Source organism: Pseudomonas sp. GW822-FHT03F04 (assembly GCF_058801405.1).
The window spans coordinates 140,509-158,262 of the sequence record NZ_JBXANF010000005.1 but is presented as its reverse complement, the minus strand read 5'-3'; the positions used below and the strand labels follow the sequence as shown (position 1 = coordinate 158,262).

The window sequence follows — 17,754 nt, the reverse complement described above, 5'->3', positions numbered from 1 at the left end:
AGGAATTGATTCGCTGAGGCTATAAATGTAACCAATTGATGCAAATTATTACAGAACCTCGATTCGATCCCCCCATAGGGCGGCCAGCCCCGGCCTACTGGATGGGTGCCGGAAATTGTCGCTGGATCGTCGCCAGGGTTCGACGCCGAATCCAGCCGCTGGCCAGGCGGATCGCCAGCCAATACGGTGTGAACAACCATCGGGTTCGAGTGTTGGGGCAAAACACGAACGTTTCGGTGCGTAACGTACGTGCGCCCTCTGCCTGCTCGATGACTTGAAAACGCAACACCAGCCTGGCGACGCGGGAATCGTCCAGCGACATGAACGCCGGAGCATCCGCCACAAGGCAAGCGTCCAGATCCGGGCGCCAGAAACGCCCCGCCAGTCCCAGGGACACTTCGTGGTCAGTGCGCCGCAGCAAGGTGAAGGTGTCAAAACCGAACGGCGCGGGCGCGGGTTGCGGTCGGTTGCCGATGGCTCTGATCAGCTTTGCCGGCAGTTCGCGCAGGCGAAGCAAGGCATCGGCCACCCGATCCGCGCGCATGTCCAAGGCACACACGGCGGCGATGATGGCATCGGGCTGAGCATCAATTGCGCCCGATTGGTGAAACTCGTAAAAATTGAATCGCGGAAGAAACGGCGAGGGTGAAATCCCGTGGGCATCGGTTCCGTCGCCATAGATCCCGAGCGTTTTCCAGAATGTCCCGAACATGCAGTGGCTTCCCTTTTCATCCGGTGGAGAAATCCGGAGTCCTTTCGGGAGTGCCCGCAGACATCCCCGAAAGTTCCGACAGCATTGGCCCGTCAGGCTTCCAGACGTTCGCCGGTGCCGGCCGCCTGCGTGGCCTTTTCAGGCACGTAGCACGGCGGCACGGCGAGCGTGCGCCGAAGGTCGAGCTTCAATGCGCCCCAGGACAGACCGGCACCGAATCCGCACAGCACGACGTTCTGTGCCTGCGCTGTGCCAACTGCGCTGTGGCGAGACAGCACAATCGGAATCGATGTAGAGCTGGTGTTGCCGACATCGTCGATGTCGATCGGCATCTTCTCCGGCGCGACGCCGATCATCCGCCGCAGGTAGTTGAGCATGAACCCGTTTGCCTGGTGCAGCACCAGCAAGTCGAGCGACGCCGGCGTCAACCCCGTCGCTTCAAGCAGCGACTTGACGGTCTGCGGTACCCGGTTCAGTGCAAAGTTCATCACCGCCGTACCGTCCATTTGCAGACGCTGGATCGAGGCACGAGTCTGGCTGTCACCCTCAGGCGTGTAGGCGATGTCGGATTCCAGGGCCTCACGACCACTACCGTCGGCTCCGCACAGGAACTCGAACGTCCCTTCGCCCGCCTCCAGCAGAGTGGCCGACGCCGCATCGCCAAACAGCATCTTCACATGCCGGTCGCGCCCGTCCAGCAGCTTGGTGGTCACATCCCCGGTGCACAGCAACACCTTTTTGCAGGCGCCGGCGGCGATCAGCGCGCCGGCCTGAACCAGCGCAGTGACGTACCCCGAGCAACCGGCGGACACGTTCAGTACCAGACAGTGCTGGGGCAGTCCGAGCGCCTGCTGAACCAGGAAACCGACGCCCGGCACCCACGAGTCCGGAGTCTGGGTCACGACGATCAGTCCGTCGATCTCCTGCGCTGCGCACACGCCCTGATCCAGCAGGTGACGGCACGCGGCGATCACCAGGTCGGACGTGTCCAGCGATCCGGCTTCCCTGATCGATTCGATGCCAGTGCTTTTGGCGATGCGGGCCACTTCCTTGGCGCCGAACAGTTCGGCGAAGTCGTCCAGCCCCACACGCCGCTCGGGCAACGCGGACGTGACCGCACGCACGGTCACTCCGCAAAGGGTGCGCAGGGTCATGCGGTTTCCTTCATTTTCAGGGTTACCAGATCAAAGATGTCCTGCACCGTCACGATACGGTCCATCTCTTCGCCAGACACCGTCACGCCGGTCGATTCGAACACCAGGGCGACAATGCCGATCCTGGCCATCGAGTCCCAGTTGTCACTGTTCTCCAATCGGACATCGCCCTTCAGTTCATCCAGCGGCAGGGTCAGGATTTCCGCGATGCTTGCGCGCATTGCTTCGAGTACGGCCATGTTGTCATTTCCTTATAACGTGGTAATCAGGTCTTACGACCCGCTGAGGACGCCGGGATGGCGCATTTTCTTGAAGCGACTGGTGAACAGTGGCGTGTCGCTGACGGAAATCAGCCGGGGCAACTGCTCCGGTGACAGCACGTCGCGAATCGCCGCATACAGACGTGGCTTGAACGCTTCCAGCGTTTCCGGTTCCAGCAAGGTGAACCGCGCGGCCACGATCTGACCGAGCAACGGGTTGGGCTGACCGTAGACCACGACGTCAGAAACGTTGTCGATGCCCATCAACACGCTCTCCACGTGAGACGGGAACACCTTCTTGCCGCCGACGTTGATCACATCGACCGCCCGCCCGCTGACCCTGAAGTACCCGTCGCGCTCTTCCGCCAGGTCCTGGGTAATCAGATAACCATCATCGGACAGCTCGCCCGGGCCGCTCAGGTAACCGAGCATATTGGTCGCTCCGCGCACCTGCAGAATGCCGTCGACCACCCGCAGGCTGTAGGCCGGATCCTCGACGATCATCCAGGCGCTGTCGCCGTCCAGACCCCGACAGGGCAACACACCGATTTCCGACATGCCGTACAACTGGTTCAGCCGCACCTGCGGCAATGTGCGGGCGATGCGTTGAATGGCTTCGGGCGAACTCGGCTCGGAGCCGAAATAGATACGTTGCAGGCTGCCGGTGTCCCAGGTCTGGAACACGCCGGTGATCGTCGTCAGGTTCAAAAGCGTCGGCGACACGTGCAGCGTTTGCACCTTGAACGTTTCGATACAGCGGCCGACTTCCTGAGGCGAACGTTCGTTGGGCAGGACCAGCGTCCCGTGTGTGGCCAGCGCCTGCAGGACGGTGACCAGCCCGCCGATGTGGTCGAACAGCAGGAACGCCAGAATCGCGCCACATTGCTCGGCCTTCAGATAACGCTCGAAGAACGGTGCGATGTCGTGCACGACGCCCTTGGCCGGCCCGGTCGAGCCGGACGAGAACACAATGAAACCGGCCTGCCGGCGCGACAGGAGACCGTCGACAGTCGGCGGCACCGCAGCACCATCGTTCGCCAGCACCGAGTAACCCTGCGGCCCGTTCCCCGTCACGGTAAACCGTGCGCCGGCAGCGTTCGCCAGATTCACCAACTGCTCGCCGTTTTTGGGCACCGACAACGCCACGACATTGTTGCGTCGCCACAGTGCGAACAGCAGGCAGACGCTGTTGAAGCTGTAATTGTCGACCAGCAGCACACAGCAATCGCTGACCGATTGCGCCGCCAGCGACTCGGCATAGGCGTCGATCTGTCGGCATAGCTCGGCGTAAGTGAAGCGACCTTCGTCGCTGATGATCGCCGGCCTGTCCGCGCCGGCCTTCAGATGTTCCAGAAATGTTTCGACTTGCATGTCCACCTCTCGATAAAGGTGCCGCCCTACGACGGCGACCGTTGAGTCAATTGGCCAGAGCCTCTGCACCGACCGCCGTCAGGGCTGACTCCAACCGGTTCATGACATACGCGCACAGCGTGCCGAGTGTCGCGAACGGCGTGGCGGTCGCAGGCAGGTGGGAGGTATCGGCCAGGTGCACTTCGGCACCGAATCGATGGCGGATCTTTTCTTCGGTGTCGACGAGGATCGAGACCAGGGTCATGGAGTCGATGGTGCCTTCGACGCCATATAGCGGGCTGTCTTCACCACGGGACAGGTCGATGGGTTCGCTCAGTAACAGATCCTGTTGCCGCACAGCGGTTTCGACCAGGGTTTTGACTTCGTTCAGCATTCCAACATTCCTTTATTGGGGGTGCGTCCACGGGTTCGCTAGGTTTGGGGTAGCGGCTCGTTCGCCTTCGGTTGACGGGTCAGCACGGTCCTCATGTCGACGAACACGCCGCTTTTCAAGCCGTAGTCGGCGGGTGCGCCGATCACATCGCGGATGTCCTCGGCACGCTGGGCGGCGGAGATCATGTAACCAGGGGCAAGGGCCCGTTGTTGAAGGGAACGCAGATCCGGAAAATCGGCGGTCCTCTGACTGAAGCTCACTTGCCGCGACAGCCCGGTGTCGACATTGCACAGGCCCAGCACGGCAAAGAAGATGTCCGGGTTTTCTTCGGCGTAGACACCGCCCAGTGCCGCCAGCGCCGCTTTCGACAGGCTGTAGGTCAGCGTGCCCGCGCGAAAGCGCACACCGGCCATCGAAGCCGACAGCACGCAGGTGGTCGGTCGATGCGCCGAGGCGAGGATCAGATCGAGAATGGCCTTGTTCGCCAGCACATTGACGTTGAGCACATGCTGTACGTCCGCCACCGAAAACTCCTCGCCCCGGGCCGGCACGTTGCCGCTGATCCCCGCGTTGAGAAAGAGCACATCGACACCCCGGCTCAGGATCTCGGCGAACGGCCCTTTGAACAACTCACCCATGTCGCCGGTTTTCGAAAGATCGAATGACCGGAACCGGAAGTTCGGGTGCGACATGAAGCGGTAGGGTTCCCGCCTGGAAGTGCCGAACACGGTATAGCCGTGTTTCAGATGCAACTCGGTCAGCGCCTCGCCGATGCCGCTGCTCACGCCGGTGATGAACACCCGTTTGCCAGTTGGATGAGGCAGGTCGCGCTCTGTGGTGCTCATCAGAATTTACCGGCCGAAAAGCCGCCGTCCACTGGCATCACGGTGCCGGTGACGAACGATGAAGCATCGCTGAGCAGCCACAGGATCGCCGCAGAAATTTCGCCCGGATCGGCGAAACGTTTCATTACCGTGACCTGAAGTTTGTGTTTCGTGGACTCCGGGTTGGCCTTCAGGCGTTCCTCCGAGTTCATGCCGCCCATCGTCGGGCCGGGACACACCGCGTTGACGCGAACCGGATGGCGCTCCGGCAATGCCGCCTCCGCAGACTCGATGGCGCAGACCTGGGTCAGCATGTTCAGGGCGGCCTTGCTGGTGGAATAGGCACTCTGTCTGGCAACGCCCAGCAGGCCGGCACAGGACGACACGTTGACGATCGAGCCACCCGGATGCTTCGAGATCAGATTCGTCTGGTGTTTGAGCAACAGCAGCGGGCCCAGCAGGTTGATCTCCAGCACGCGTTTCCAGTCGGCGAAATCCATGTCACGGATCGGTGCGTGTTTCGAGGTGACGCCGGCGTTGTTCACCGCCAGGTCGAGTCGCCCGTGGCGGTCGTTGATGATCCTGAACAGCTCGGCCACCGATGCCTCGTCCGTAACATCGCTCTTGATGAACATGCAGCGTTCGCCGAGCCGGCTTTGCGCGGTCAGGCCGTCATCCTCGTTGCGACCGGTGATGTAGCAGATGCAACCGGCTTCGACGAGCTTCTGGCTGACGTTGAAACCGATGCCGCGCGTACCCCCGACAACCAGGGCGATTTTTCCGGTGAAATTCATTTCAGACTTTCCTCATAGTGCAATTGCAGTTTTTCCGGCCGGCGGTAGTCAGGATTGACGCAGCAGTACACCCGCTCGGCCATGGGATCCTTCTTGTCACGGAAACAGAACGCATCGCCCCGGCAACGGTTGACCCGTCCGGCCTGACCGGTGAGCTCCTTGGCGATGAAATGGTTGTCGGCCAGCATGGCGCGGCCGAATCCGACGAAATCGGCATCGCCGCTCTCGATGATTTCGTTGGCTTGCGACACATCGCTGACCGAACCGGTGAAACCCACCGGAATCCGCACAAAACCTTTGAGGTAGCGGCATCCCGCACGCGACAGGGCCAGCGCCTGCGCCTTGTTCCTGAAAAAGAACGGAAAGGTTTCGCTGACACCTGTGGAACAGGTGATGGCCGCCACTCCGGCGGCCTCGAGCGCGACCACGACATCCCCCAGCAGACTCGCGCGCTGGCCTTCCTCACCCAGCCCGTCGTCGATGCCCAAACGCACGGTGACCGGCACCTGATCGCCGGTGGCCGCACGGATGCCTTCGACGATGGCTAGCAGCAATCGGGCCCGTTTGAGCGGGCTGCCGCCCCATTCATCCTCGCGGTGGTTGGTCCGCGGCGACAGGAAACTGCTGACCAGATAGCCGTTCGATGCCTGGACCTGGATCAGGGCGGCACCGGCCGCTTGCGCAAGCCGGGCGGCAGACGAGAATTGATCGACGCAGCGCAGGATCTGCGTGTGCGACATCGCCACCGCCCGCGCCTGGGGATAGGCCTTGAGGATCGCAGCGGACGCGATACCGCTCGGGCTGAGGATGATGCCCTGCTCCGACGGCATCGACTGCGGGCCGTAGTGCTGCAGCTGCACGCCCAGTGGAAAGCTTCTCTGCCGGGCGACTTCGAACAGCGGACGCAAGGCGTCGGCGTGAGCCGGCGACGTCAGTTTCAGGCCACGGCTGTTGTAGCGTGCGTCGGCATCCACACTGGCGTTGCCGAGAAAGCCGAAACCGGCCCCGCCGTCCATCAGCGATCGGTAGACCGCAAAGAACGCCGGCAAGGGCAAGCCGTGTTCGTCACACAGATCCATGCCCAGGGACGAAAAGTACATCCGGTTTTTCGCAACCACCTGCGCGCCCAGTTGCAGCACGCCGGTGGCCGGCATCGGCTCGTCGATGTCATTGCTCATGCGCGCAACGCCCCGAGGGCCGCCTCGTCCAGATTGACGAATCCACGCTTGATCATGTCGCTCAGAGTCTGCAGGTCTTCGAACCCCAGTGCCGGGAATTCCCACGACGCGTGCCGGCCGTGGCCGCCACTGAGGATGGCGGAGGAGAAATCCAGCTTGCCTTCATAACGGATGTGCAGCCTGGCCGAGTCGATGAAGTCGGTCTCCGGCATCGTCGTCACGCAGCCGCTCTTGCCCAGGCCCAGCAACTCCACATCGGCCTTGCGGCCCTGGCCATCGCTGACGCTGCACGCCAGTTTCGAAGGGTCGATGGGCGCGAACCAGTCGCTGGACTGAATGAAGATGTTCCGCGTTTTCTCGAACAGGCGGATGTCGATCACCGTAGCCTTGGTGTCGATGGTGGTGAACAGGGTCTGCCGCTGATAGAACGCCACTCGGAAGAAGATTTTCTTCGGCGATGTGCTGTCGGTCGGGGTCATGTTGTCGACCACCAGTTCGATGGGGTACATCAACTCCGCATAGGCGAAGAAGCTCGCGTTCAGTTCATTGACGCTGACGGTCACGTCACCCCGCGCATAACCGGTGTGGTGATACAGATGGTGATACACCGCCTGGCGCGCCGCTTCGATGAACATGGTGCCGGGCACATGTTCGTGGGACTTGCGGTAGAAAAAGTAGTTGTCGGCGTTGTTGATGAAGCGGAACGAACTGGCACGGCGGATGGCCGGAACCGACTCGCACAAACTCGCCACTGCCTGCTCCGGGCTGACGTTGGCAGCCGCGCCCTCCAGCAGGGCCGGAGTGACGATCTGGTACGGCAGCGCCCTCACCCGGCTCCATTCGTCGTCCGCCTCCGTGCCGCCCACGCGGCTCCTTTTCTGCACGTCGGGTGTCAGCTCAAAGGTTCGCTGCGAGCCACTGCCGGCCGAAAACCGGCGCGCCAACAGGTCATTGTCGGCAGCCTGCAGAAGCGCTTCGTCGATGTGTAGCGGCAGCGCGACTCTCGGGGCGCAGATCAGTACGTCATCGGTCGAGCCTTTGTGCAAAAGCTCCGGTGAAATGCTCTCGTTGTTCATGTCGGGTCCACTCATTCTGGTCGTTGTTGTCTTGAAGGCAGGTGAAATCCCGCCGGCTACGAGGCCTGCTTGACGTCCCGCGCTTCGCCTTTGGGGGGCTGCGGGGCGAGGGTCGATTGCGGCAGCCAGGTCTCGACGACCGGGGCCACCGACAGGCTGTGGGTGCCCGCCACGATTTGCACGATCAGCTCTTTTTCCCGCTGCCGTGCGGCGGCGATCGACCGCTCCTTGACGTGGCCATAGCCGCGAATCGAGTCCGGCAGATTCGCCCACTCCACAAACAACGGCAGGTTCTCCGCGCTCAGGTTTGGCAGCAGGCGTTGCAGTGTCTGCTCGTAGTCGAGCAACAGACGCCGCTCCTCACGGCGCTCGGCGGACCAGCCCAGCGGATCGAAGCGGGTGTGGCGCAACACGCGGCCCTTGGCCAACACCTTCAGCAGCGGCAACACCCAACCGGAGACGGCGATCTTCTTCGGCTCGCCGTTGCCGTCCTTGCGGTTGCGCATCAGGGGCAACGCGAAGTGGAACTTGAGCCTGACACCACTCTCGAAGCGGGCTTTGATTGGCGCCATGAAGCGACTGTCTGTGAGCAGCCGCGCGACTTCGTACTCGTCCTTGTAGGCCATCAACTTGAACAGGTTGCGTGCCACGGCCTCGGTGAGCGGGCTGTCATCGCCGATCGCAGGCGTCGAACGAAGCAGGTCGATCACCTGACGGTAGCGTGCTGCATAGGCCGCGTCCTGATAGTGGGTCAGGAACACACTGCGGGTCTCGACCAGCCGTTCGATGCTTTCGCGCCGAGCGGCAAGGTCGATGATCGACACCGGCGACACGTCGTTACTGGCCGGGTCGAGATATGGCATGACGAACGCCGGCTCCTGAGCCCACAGCCGCCCCCAGGCGAACGCCAGGTGGTTGGCGGCGGCGCTGCCGGCCTGATCGATGGCTTCTTTCAGCGCTTGCAGCGACACCGGCACCGTCCCCCGCTGCCAGGCATAACCCAGCAACAGCATGTTGGCCTGCATCGGATCGACAAGGTTGTTGGCCAGTTGTGCCGCATCCAGCGCGTGGTAGTGCTCGGCACCCACCCGTTGCTTGAGGAAGGCTTGAATCGCGGCGGTTTCGATGCGCAATTCGGTATTGCGCAGCATCGCTCCCGTCTGGGTCTGGGCGGTGTTGGCAATGACCACCGTTTTACCTGCCCGCAGTGTCGTCAATGCATCGTCTTCGCTGGCAACCACAAGATCGGCCGCAAGCAACAGGTCGGCACCACCCAGGTCGATGCGATGCTGGTGCAGCACGTCGGCCGCGTTAGCCAGACGCACATGGCTGAGCACCGACCCGCCCTTCTGGGCGAACCCGGTGAAATCGAGCACGCTGACCGCCCGGCCGTCCAGATGCGCAGCCAGGGCAACCGTGCGTGCCACCGTCACGATTCCGGTGCCGCCGATGCCTGCCAGCAGCATTTCATACGGGGTTTCGAGTGAGCACGAAGACGGCAGTGCCAGTGCCTCGGCGCGGGCCAGAACCTGGCGGCTGTCGGCTTGCCGACGGTATTGCGCGCGCGGTTTGCCGGTCACCGTGACAAAGCTCGGGCAGAAGCCCTTGATGCAGGACAGATCGGTGTTGCATCCGTGGGGATCAATCCGGCGCTTGGTGCCGAACGGAGTCGCGACCGGTGTCACGGACAGGCAATTGGACTTGACCTGACAGTCGCCACAGCCTTCGCACACGGCTTCGTTGATCAATACTTCGGTTTTCATGACAGGCGTCGGCAACTGTTTCTTGCGCCGACGCCCCTCGATGGCGCAGACCTGATCGAACACCAGCACACTGACACCCCGTGTCTCGCGCAACTGTCGCTGAACCTCTTCCAGCCGCTCACGGTGGAACAGCTCGACGCCCTGCGGAAGGCTGCCCGGCGCTTCGAAGCGTTGCGGATCGTCCGCCACCACCACGACCCGGTGGGCGCCTTCGGCTTGCATCAGTTCGACGGCTTTCTTGACCGTCAGTTTGCCGTCGATCGGCTGGCCGCCAGTCATGGCCACCGCATCGTTGTGCAGCAGCTTGTAGGTGATGGTCGCGCCGGCCGCAATGGCCTGACGGATTGCCAGATAGCCAGAATGGAAAAACGTACCGTCGCCGATGTTCTGGAAAATGTGAGGGGTTTCGACGAAGGGCGCCTGCCCCAGCCAGTCGACCCCTTCGCCCCCCATCTGCACGCTGCCGCTGGTTGCACGTTCCGGCATGCGCGCCGCCATCGCGTGGCAGCCGATACCGAGCCGCGCCTCGCTGCCTTCCGGCACTCGGGTGGAGGTGTTGTGCGGGCAACCCGAACACAGGTACGGCGTACGGCGGATCCAGTCATGAGTCCGGCTAACCGCAGGCAGATACCAGTACTCGGGCACTCTCAGTGTGATGCCCAGACCTTGCAGCCGTTGTTGAAGCATCGTCGCGAGGCGCGACGGCCTCAGTTCTTCGTGATCCGAAATCAACGGAGCGCCGCTTTCGTCACGCTTGCCCAGGATGACGGCACGCTGCCCGGACTCCGCGTTGTAGAGCGCTTGCTTGAGTTGCTCTTCGACGATGGCTTGCTTCTCTTCGACGATCAGCACCTGATCGGCCCGCTTCGCCCAGGCCTCCAGCACCGGTGACAGCGGGTAGACCAGATTGATCTTCAGCAGTGCCACACCGGCACTTTCCAGCTGTTCAAGCGAAACCCCGCCCTGCTGCAAGGCCTGGCGTACATCGCCATAGGCCTTGCCGATTGCGCCGATCACCAGCCTCGGCTGCTCCGGTGCCGTCACGGCGATATCGATCGGGTTGGCCAGCGCAAATGCACGGGCAGCGTCGAATTTGTAGGGAAGCCGCCGCTCGATCTGCATGCCCGGCAGGTCGGGCCAGCGCCAGTGCAGGCCGTCCGGCCCCGGATCGATATCGGGCGTGACGAATCCTGGCAACGGGGACGACTCGACGGAGGTGGTGGCCTCAACAGTCTCGGTGATGGCCTTGAAGCCGACCCATAGCCCGGACACCCGCGACAACGCCCAGCCCCACAGGCCGCAGCGTTCGTAATCGGCCAGTCCCGCCGGGTGAATCACCGGCAGCCCCCAGGCCATCAGGGTGCGGTCGGACTGATGGGACATCGACGACGAAACGCAGCCATGGTCGTCGCCGGTGACCACCAGGACGCCCCCGTTGGGCGATGATCCGTAGAAGTTGCCGTGCTTGATCGCGTCCCCGGAGCGGTCGACGCCAGGGCCCTTGCCGTACCAAAGGCCATAGACACCGTCATAGCGCTTTTTCGGATCGGTCTCGACGCGTTGAGTGCCGATCAGTGCCGTGGCCGCCAGATCTTCGTTGATGGCAGGCAGGAAGCGGATATCTGCACTTTCCAGCACGTCTTTGCTTTTCATCAACTCCCGATCCACGCCCCCCAGAGGCGAACCGCGATAGCCGCTGACGAACCCGGCGGTGCGCAAGCCGTTGGCCCGGTCCAGCGCCGACTGGGACAGAAGCAACCTCACGAGCGCCTGCTGACCACTCAGGAAAATGCGCCCGTTCGGCGTCGCGGATTCACGCGAATAGATGGAGTGAGCCTCAGGCTGGCGGCCAGACTGCGACGCTGCAACTGCCCCTTTCCCGGCCGCTGCCGTGGGCGTCCCCTGTGAGTGTTTGTCGGACTGAAGCCGCAGGTGTTCCGGATCAATGGCGTCTGAGTACACAGTTTCAAATCCTTATGAAAACTTCACGTTAAATGTGCTTGTTTACCCACTACAGCGAATGCGAATTCAGTACTTACAGTGATCTTCCATCAGATCCCGAGAGTTACACCTTCGCCATCAGGCCCCTCTTGCAAGACCTGAAACAAGCGGTTCGCAACCGCTCGAATACTCATTCATCGCAAAATCATTGACGCCACTATTCCGTCAAGCCAACAACCCCGGGCACAACTTTTCCTGGTGCGCTCGCGCAAACCATCGGCAAACTTTAAAACAAACAATTCCCGACCATTGCCGTAGGTTTAAATAACTAAAAAAGCCCGGACATAAATCTAAAGTTCGCGAGTGCGCTTCAAATCAAGTACAGCATCCGGCCGCCACGAAGAGCGTGGTTTAAAGACGTTTGACTGAAATTCTGGAAATTAGAAGCGCCCGGCCCGCCGCCTGAAACGCGAGCTGAAAATGAACGAATGCTCGGTAGCCCGCCGGGCCAAGGGCAAAATGCGCACGTTCGACGTCGAGAAATGCCGAGTGCACATTACGTTGTTGGATGTTTTGAAGATGGGCGCCGCGTCAACGGGCAAACGCTTGCCAGCCGCCACGCGGGGCGTGTCGCAAGCGAGCCGGACAGGCACAGATAACGGGCGTGCCGCCCCCTTGGAATTCGAGTACAAGGTTTCAAATCCTTATGAAAACTTAACTTCAAGCGGGCTTTCCTGCCCACCCTGTCGAATGAGACCTGATACTTGCTGCGGCGCCTTGCCAAGCGGCCAGCACAATACAGGTGTGTGGTCGCAACCGCCTCGCCGCAGACTTCTTGTTTGCGGTGAAACGGGATAAACAATCGTTATTTGCAAACTCCCTGCAACGATCATTTAACGACCTGCTTTTGCGGGGAAAATAGTAAGTTCGGAGGAATTGCATTGTCAATCACTGTTACGAAAGTTTCACAAACAAAATAATTTAATGAACTACCTAGTCCACACAACCACCCTGCTCTGCTTTTAAAAACCATAAAAAAGACTTCGTTTTATCGAATAAGCTGCTGCTTTTATTGAGCAATACCGGCGAATCAAGCAACCCTCTTCACAACATTACACCCGTCATACAAGTTGCATGACCGGATAAAACTCTCCCCCACAAACCCGAACTTTTTAGTCGCTGTTCCAGAGAAACACTCTCCAACTCACTAAGACCAAAGTAGAACTTTACATGACCAGATATCGCCTGACGGTTCAAAGATGAACAGCATCATCAGAAACCGCCACCCACCACATCAGTTTCCCCCGCAGGTGGTGTGCCATGGGGCGAGCCTTTATCCTTGCCCTCCCGTCGTACCGTGTTATGGAGTTGTGCCATGCCCCATGAAGGCAACCTGTTGCAAGCCGCTGTCGTATTTCTGTTCGCGGCAGTGCTTACCGTTCCCCTGGCCAAGCGCCTGCAACTGGGCGCGGTGCTCGGTTATCTGTTTGCCGGAGTGATCATCGGCCCGTCGGTGCTGGGCCTGATCGGCAATCCGCAGAGCGTCAGCCATATCTCCGAGCTGGGCGTGGTGTTGCTGCTGTTCATCATCGGTCTGGAGCTTTCGCCGCGACGCTTGTGGGTGATGCGCAAATCGGTGTTCGGCGTCGGTCTGGCGCAGGTGCTTTTGACCGGTTCGGTGATTGGCGTACTGGCGTTGTCAGTGTTCGGCCAGCCGTTGAACAGCGCGATTGTTCTGGGCCTGGGTCTGGCCCTGTCGTCCACCGCGTTCGGTCTGCAAAGCCTCGCCGAGCGCAAGGAACTGACCAGCCCCCACGGTCGTCTGGCGTTTGCAATTTTGCTGTTCCAAGACATCGCCGCGATCCCGCTGATCGCCCTGGTGCCGATGCTCGCGGGCGTCGATCACCACACCAGCACTGCCGACGATGTGCGCCACAGTTTGCAGGTCTTGGGCAGCATCGCTGTGGTGGTGATTGGCGGACGATATCTGTTGCGTCCGGTGTTCCGCGTGGTGGCGAAAACCGGCCTGCCGGAGGTGTCTACCGCCACCGCATTGCTGGTGGTCATCGGCACCGCGTGGCTGATGGACATGGTCGGTGTGTCGATGGCGCTGGGCGCGTTTCTCGCCGGATTGCTGCTGGCGGACTCGGAATATCGCCATGAGCTGGAAGCGCAGATCGAACCGTTCAAAGGCCTGCTGCTGGGGCTGTTCTTCATCAGCGTCGGCATGGGCGCCAACCTCAGCCTGCTGCTCAGCGCGCCGATCACCGTGCTGGGGCTGACGCTGTTGTTGATTGGTTTGAAGTTGCCGCTGTTGTTTGTGGTCGGACGTCTGGCTGGCGGGCTGAGCAAAGTCAGCGCGATTCGCCTCGGTATCGTGCTGGCGGCGGGTGGTGAATTTGCGTTCGTGGTGTTCAAGATCGGTCGCGATCAAGGTCTGTTCGAGCCGCGTCTGTACGACCTGCTGGTGCTGACCATCACCCTGTCGATGGCCGTCACGCCGTTGCTGCTATTGATCTGCGCACGGCTGGTCAGCCCGAAGGTGCAGCCAGTGGAAGTGCCGGAGAAATTCCGCCAGATCGACACCGAAACTCCACGGGTGGTCATCGCCGGCATGGGCCGAATGGGCCAGATCGTGGCGCGGATCCTGCGGGCACAGAACATCAAGTTCGTGGCGCTGGATACCTCGGTGGAAACCATCGAACTGTCGCGCAGTTTCGGCGGCGTGCCGGTGTTCTACGGCGACCCGATGCGCCCGGAAATCCTCAGCGCGGCCAAGGTCGGGGAAGCGGAATATTTCGTGATTGCCAGGGACGATCCGGAGACCAACATCAAGACCGCCGAGATCGTGCGCAAGCTCTACCCGCACATGAAGATCATCGCCCGGGCGCGTAACCGGCAGCACGTTCACCGCCTGGTGGATGTCGGCGCCGATCCGATCCGGGAGACCTATTACTCCAGTCTGGAAATGAGCCGTCGCACCTTGGTCGGCCTCGGCTTGACCCAGGCCCAGGCCGATGCGCGAATCAAGCGCTTCAAGCACCATGACGAACAGGTACTGGAGGCCCAGCACGCGGTGTACGACGACGCGGCCAAAGTCCTGCAGACCGCGCAGGAAGCGCGGGCGGAACTGGCCAGACTGTTCGAGTCGGATCAACTGGAAGAACAATCGGGCAAGTCCTGAGCCCCGCAATCAATCCTTCCCGCGCAATGCGCGGGAAGGTTCTGATCAGGCCATCTCCAGCGTCCGCTCTTCCTGCACGGGCGCCACTTCAAACCGATCCGCCAGAAACGGCGTGATGTCCAGCGGCAGCGGCTCATCGTTGACCAGCTTATCCAGCAACACCCCGGTGATCGCCGACGTCAGCACGCCGGTGCGGAAATGCCCGCAGGCGTTCAGGTAGCCATCCACCCCGGCCATGGGCCCGAGAATCGGCAACTCATCCGGCGAGCCCGGCCGCAGCCCGGCCCAGGTGCGCTTGAGGTTGATGTCCGCCAGTTCCGGCAGACAACGCACCGCGCCCTGCACCAGCCCGGCGATTTCCGGCCAGGTGGTGGTGACGTCGAAGCCTTTGTCCTCGGTGGTGCTGCCGATCAGGATCTCGCCGTTGTCCTTCTGCGCCATGTAGCAATCGCTGGTGGTCAGGCAACCGTTGAGGATTTTCGGCAGGCGTTCGGTCAACAGGATCTGCCCTTTCACCGGTTTCACCGGAATGCGCACGCCAGTGGCCCACTCGCTGAGATCTGCCGCCCACGCACCGGCGGCGTTGATCAGGGTCTTGCAGTGAAATACCCCGGCTTCGGCCGTTTGCACGCCGGTCACCCGCGTACCGTGATGCAGAACGCCGGTGATGTTGGTGTTGACGTACATGTCCACACCATTCTGCCGGGCGCCTTCGGCGTAGGCGTCGGCGAGGCGGAACGGGCTGACCTGGTGATCGCAGAGAAACTCCAGCGCGCCACGCGCTTCATGACTGACGCTCGGCTCGGACTCGCGCAATGCCGCCTGATCGAGCCAGCGCACCTGATCGGCCAGGTGCGGAATGCAGCCGACGATGTGCTCGGCGTACAACCGGTCTTCATCGTCATAAATGACGAACTTGAGCCCGGTCTTCTCGAACTTGAAGTCCATCCCGTGGTTGTCTTTCAGCTCACGGTGCAGCGCCGGGTACAGCGCGTTGGACTGCAAGGCGAAATCGAAGAACGACGGCGGCAGAATGTGCGGCGTGCTGGAATCCACCGCCACCGCCGCGCCCTGGGTTTCGCGCTTGCGATTGGCCGACATCATGCGGAAGAAAATCACCCCGCAGCCCAGTCCCACCGACTCACCGATGGCCCACAAGCCGCCGGCCGAGGCACGGGTCGCGTTGCCCGGGCGCTTGGCGTCGATCATCGCGACCTTGAGATTTTTGCGCTTGGACAACTGATAGGCGATGGACGCGCCGATCACACCGCCGCCGGCGATGACCACGTCATAGAACTTACTCATGGGAAACGGCCTCCGTGCCGAGGGACTGGAACGCGGAAAAAGGAATCGGATCGACCGGGAAACGCGGCCGCAACCAGCCAACATCCTTGCGCCCGGTGGCCTGGCGCAAACGGTCGCTGCAATAGCCGACGCACATCCGCCCCTGACAGTCGCCCATGCTCACGCGGGTGCGCATTTTCAGGCTGGCGATGTCTTGCACGCCCTGCTCCAGCGCCCGGTCGATGTCGGCGCGGGTGGCGTGTTCACAACGGCAGATCACCGTGTCTGCCGCTGGCAATGCGATTTGCCCGACACCACGTTCGGTGTAGCGATCCACCGCCGCGCGGAAACGCACGATGGCTTTGAGTTTGCTCAGGTAACGGTCGCGGCGGACCCGTGCCAGTTCCTCTTCCAGCACACCGCGTTGCAGCAGGATCGAAGTGGCGGCGATCTTGCCGGCCAGCATCGCCGCTTCACCGCCGCGAATCCCGCCCATGTCACCAGCCAGATGCACGTGGGGCTCGCTGCTTTGCTGCCAGATGTTGGCGTTGGCGCGCAGGTAACCGTCGTCGCTGAAGCCGTGATCCAGGCCCATTTGCTGGCTCAACTGGGTACGCGGAATGAAGCCGTAACCGACCGCGAGCGTCTTCGCTTCGAAGCGTTCGACGCGGCTCATGTCCGGTTCCCACGTCGCCGAGTACGGCGCCACGCTGACGCTTTTCAGTTCGCCTTCGCCGTGTGCCTCGACCACGCCCCAGCCGTAGTTCATCGGGATGCCGTGCAACTTCAGGTAGGCGAGCATGCTCAAGCCATCAAGGAACAGTTGCGGCTTGTTCAGCAGCGCCAGGCTTTCCTTGGCAATCTTGCCGAACGCGCAGGCCTCGTAGACACCGGCAACACTCACGCCTGACGCGTGCAACTGGGTCGCCACCAGCGGCAACAGCGGCCCGGTGCCGGCGATCACCACTGGGCCCTGCGGTTTGACCACGCCGCTCTTGATCTGCAATTGCAGGCCGCCAAGCATGATCACGCCCGGCAGCGTCCAGCCGGGAAACGGCACGCTGCGCTCATGGCAACCGGCGGCCAGCAGCAGTTGCGGATAACTGATTTCGTGCAGACGCTCATCGCCATCGAGCACGACTAGCGAGCGGGTGCCTTCGGCGCCAACCACACGGTGATGCAGGCGCACATCGATCAGCCCGGCCTGCTCCTGAAAGTCACCGTGCAATTTGCTCAGTGCTTCGGAATAGCGCGGCCCCAGGTAATCCAGCTGCACGCCGTCACGCAGCGGCCCGCGATAGACCACACCACCCAGGCGCGACGCCTCCTCAAGCAATGTGCTGCGCACACCATGGCGCGCCAGTTCGATGGCCGCCGCCATCCCCGCCGGCCCACCGCCGACGATGACCGGATGCTGGCTCATAGCGCCTCCTGACCGTGAATGCGGTTGGTCTGGGTTTCGATGTGCATGCCGTCACGCACCACGGTCTGGCAGGCACGGCGTTTGTGCCGGCCGTTGATTTTCACCAGGCAGCACTGACACACGCCCATCCCGCAATAGGCGCCACTGATCTGGTTGTGATCGTTGCGCGCGACCTGGCGCACGCCGAGAGACTGAATGACGCTGAGCACGGTTTCGCCGATGGCGGCGGTGACCGGTTGGCCGTTGATGTGGACAGTCATATCCGCCTGCGCCAAGGGCTGGATATCGAAGGTTCTTTCTAGGCAGTGCATTGCGATGATCATCCGTGAAAAGTTCAGGTGAGGTTGAAACAGCTCCTTGCTGCACTACACCTTGCCGACACGTGGGGGTTATCTCTCTCTATCGGGCCGGCAGGTT

The 17,754-nt window shown here is 61.7% G+C and carries 14 protein-coding genes; 1 reads left to right on the top strand and 13 read right to left on the bottom strand.

The genetic code is table 11. The annotated features are described in order from the left end of the window. Positions 1-94: 94 nt before the first annotated feature. From AC1RMX_RS13170 to AC1RMX_RS13125, 10 genes are all read right to left on the bottom strand, one after another. Positions 95-712: a hypothetical protein gene (locus AC1RMX_RS13170; RefSeq protein ID WP_255261971.1), complete on the bottom strand. Its 618-nt coding sequence runs from the start codon at positions 710-712 to the stop codon at positions 95-97. Between the two features lie 92 nt (positions 713-804). Next, the gene (locus AC1RMX_RS13165) at positions 805-1,866 is read right to left on the bottom strand and encodes a 3-oxoacyl-ACP synthase III family protein (protein ID WP_096822576.1); all 1,062 of its coding nucleotides are present in this window, start codon (positions 1,864-1,866) and stop codon (positions 805-807) included. After that, positions 1,863-2,105 (bottom strand): acyl carrier protein, encoded by a 243-nt coding sequence (locus tag AC1RMX_RS13160; RefSeq protein WP_096822577.1) that lies wholly within the window; start codon positions 2,103-2,105, stop codon positions 1,863-1,865. Before AC1RMX_RS13160 ends, AC1RMX_RS13165 begins: the two co-directional genes overlap by 4 nt. Positions 2,106-2,138: 33 nt before the next feature. Next, the gene (locus AC1RMX_RS13155; protein ID WP_493072190.1) at positions 2,139-3,497 is read right to left on the bottom strand and encodes a class I adenylate-forming enzyme family protein; all 1,359 of its coding nucleotides are present in this window, start codon (positions 3,495-3,497) and stop codon (positions 2,139-2,141) included. Positions 3,498-3,543: 46 nt separating this feature from the next. Continuing rightward, positions 3,544-3,870, bottom strand: coding sequence for a hypothetical protein (locus AC1RMX_RS13150; RefSeq protein WP_096822579.1), 327 nt, complete (start codon positions 3,868-3,870; stop codon positions 3,544-3,546). Positions 3,871-3,908: 38 nt separating this feature from the next. Further along, positions 3,909-4,715 carry an SDR family oxidoreductase gene (locus AC1RMX_RS13145; protein WP_192558353.1) on the bottom strand — a complete coding sequence of 269 codons (807 nt, stop codon included), beginning with the start codon at positions 4,713-4,715 and terminating at the stop codon, positions 3,909-3,911. Continuing rightward, positions 4,715-5,488 (bottom strand): SDR family NAD(P)-dependent oxidoreductase, encoded by a 774-nt coding sequence (locus AC1RMX_RS13140; protein ID WP_096822581.1) that lies wholly within the window; start codon positions 5,486-5,488, stop codon positions 4,715-4,717. The genes AC1RMX_RS13145 and AC1RMX_RS13140 overlap by 1 nt, the downstream gene beginning before the upstream one ends. Further along, positions 5,485-6,666 carry an oxidoreductase gene (locus AC1RMX_RS13135; RefSeq protein ID WP_096822582.1) on the bottom strand — a complete coding sequence of 394 codons (1,182 nt, stop codon included), beginning with the start codon at positions 6,664-6,666 and terminating at the stop codon, positions 5,485-5,487. The genes AC1RMX_RS13140 and AC1RMX_RS13135 overlap by 4 nt, the downstream gene beginning before the upstream one ends. Then, positions 6,663-7,742 carry an AfsA-related hotdog domain-containing protein gene (locus AC1RMX_RS13130; protein ID WP_493072187.1) on the bottom strand — a complete coding sequence of 360 codons (1,080 nt, stop codon included), beginning with the start codon at positions 7,740-7,742 and terminating at the stop codon, positions 6,663-6,665. The genes AC1RMX_RS13135 and AC1RMX_RS13130 overlap by 4 nt, the downstream gene beginning before the upstream one ends. A 56-nt stretch (positions 7,743-7,798) precedes the next feature. Then, positions 7,799-11,467, bottom strand: a complete 3,669-nt coding sequence (locus AC1RMX_RS13125; protein WP_493072185.1) for an indolepyruvate ferredoxin oxidoreductase family protein — start codon at positions 11,465-11,467, stop codon at positions 7,799-7,801. Positions 11,468-12,821: 1,354 nt separating this feature from the next. Here AC1RMX_RS13125 and AC1RMX_RS13120 point away from each other — a divergent pair. Next, positions 12,822-14,630: a monovalent cation:proton antiporter-2 (CPA2) family protein gene (locus AC1RMX_RS13120; protein ID WP_493072183.1), complete on the top strand. Its 1,809-nt coding sequence runs from the start codon at positions 12,822-12,824 to the stop codon at positions 14,628-14,630. Positions 14,631-14,675: 45 nt separating this feature from the next. Here AC1RMX_RS13120 and hcnC read toward each other — a convergent pair whose 3' ends face one another. From hcnC to hcnA, 3 genes are read right to left on the bottom strand one after another with little or no spacing between them, the layout of a single operon-like run. Continuing rightward, positions 14,676-15,935: a cyanide-forming glycine dehydrogenase subunit HcnC gene (hcnC, locus tag AC1RMX_RS13115; RefSeq protein WP_493072181.1), complete on the bottom strand. Its 1,260-nt coding sequence runs from the start codon at positions 15,933-15,935 to the stop codon at positions 14,676-14,678. Continuing rightward, on the bottom strand, positions 15,928-17,337 hold the full coding sequence (gene hcnB / locus AC1RMX_RS13110; RefSeq protein WP_102622012.1) for a cyanide-forming glycine dehydrogenase subunit HcnB: 1,410 nt from the start codon (positions 17,335-17,337) through the stop codon (positions 15,928-15,930). Before hcnB ends, hcnC begins: the two co-directional genes overlap by 8 nt. Further along, positions 17,334-17,648, bottom strand: coding sequence for a cyanide-forming glycine dehydrogenase subunit HcnA (gene hcnA / locus AC1RMX_RS13105; RefSeq protein WP_273539305.1), 315 nt, complete (start codon positions 17,646-17,648; stop codon positions 17,334-17,336). Before hcnA ends, hcnB begins: the two co-directional genes overlap by 4 nt. Between the last annotated feature and the right edge of the window lie 106 nt (positions 17,649-17,754).

Excerpts from the sequence above, each read along its gene's own strand:
- AC1RMX_RS13170 (WP_255261971.1), bottom strand. The coding sequence starts at position 712 with ATGTTCGGGACATTCTGGAAAACGCTCGGGATCTATGGCGACGGAACC.
- AC1RMX_RS13165 (WP_096822576.1), bottom strand. The coding sequence starts at position 1,866 with ATGACCCTGCGCACCCTTTGCGGAGTGACCGTGCGTGCGGTCACGTCC.
- AC1RMX_RS13160 (WP_096822577.1), bottom strand. The coding sequence starts at position 2,105 with ATGGCCGTACTCGAAGCAATGCGCGCAAGCATCGCGGAAATCCTGACC.
- AC1RMX_RS13155 (WP_493072190.1), bottom strand. The coding sequence starts at position 3,497 with ATGCAAGTCGAAACATTTCTGGAACATCTGAAGGCCGGCGCGGACAGG.
- AC1RMX_RS13150 (WP_096822579.1), bottom strand. The coding sequence starts at position 3,870 with ATGCTGAACGAAGTCAAAACCCTGGTCGAAACCGCTGTGCGGCAACAG.
- AC1RMX_RS13145 (WP_192558353.1), bottom strand. The coding sequence starts at position 4,715 with ATGAGCACCACAGAGCGCGACCTGCCTCATCCAACTGGCAAACGGGTG.
- AC1RMX_RS13140 (WP_096822581.1), bottom strand. The coding sequence starts at position 5,488 with ATGAATTTCACCGGAAAAATCGCCCTGGTTGTCGGGGGTACGCGCGGC.
- AC1RMX_RS13135 (WP_096822582.1), bottom strand. The coding sequence starts at position 6,666 with ATGAGCAATGACATCGACGAGCCGATGCCGGCCACCGGCGTGCTGCAA.
- AC1RMX_RS13130 (WP_493072187.1), bottom strand. The coding sequence starts at position 7,742 with ATGAACAACGAGAGCATTTCACCGGAGCTTTTGCACAAAGGCTCGACC.
- AC1RMX_RS13120 (WP_493072183.1), top strand. The coding sequence starts at position 12,822 with ATGCCCCATGAAGGCAACCTGTTGCAAGCCGCTGTCGTATTTCTGTTC.
- hcnC (WP_493072181.1), bottom strand. The coding sequence starts at position 15,935 with ATGAGTAAGTTCTATGACGTGGTCATCGCCGGCGGCGGTGTGATCGGC.
- hcnB (WP_102622012.1), bottom strand. The coding sequence starts at position 17,337 with ATGAGCCAGCATCCGGTCATCGTCGGCGGTGGGCCGGCGGGGATGGCG.
- hcnA (WP_273539305.1), bottom strand. The coding sequence starts at position 17,648 with ATGCACTGCCTAGAAAGAACCTTCGATATCCAGCCCTTGGCGCAGGCG.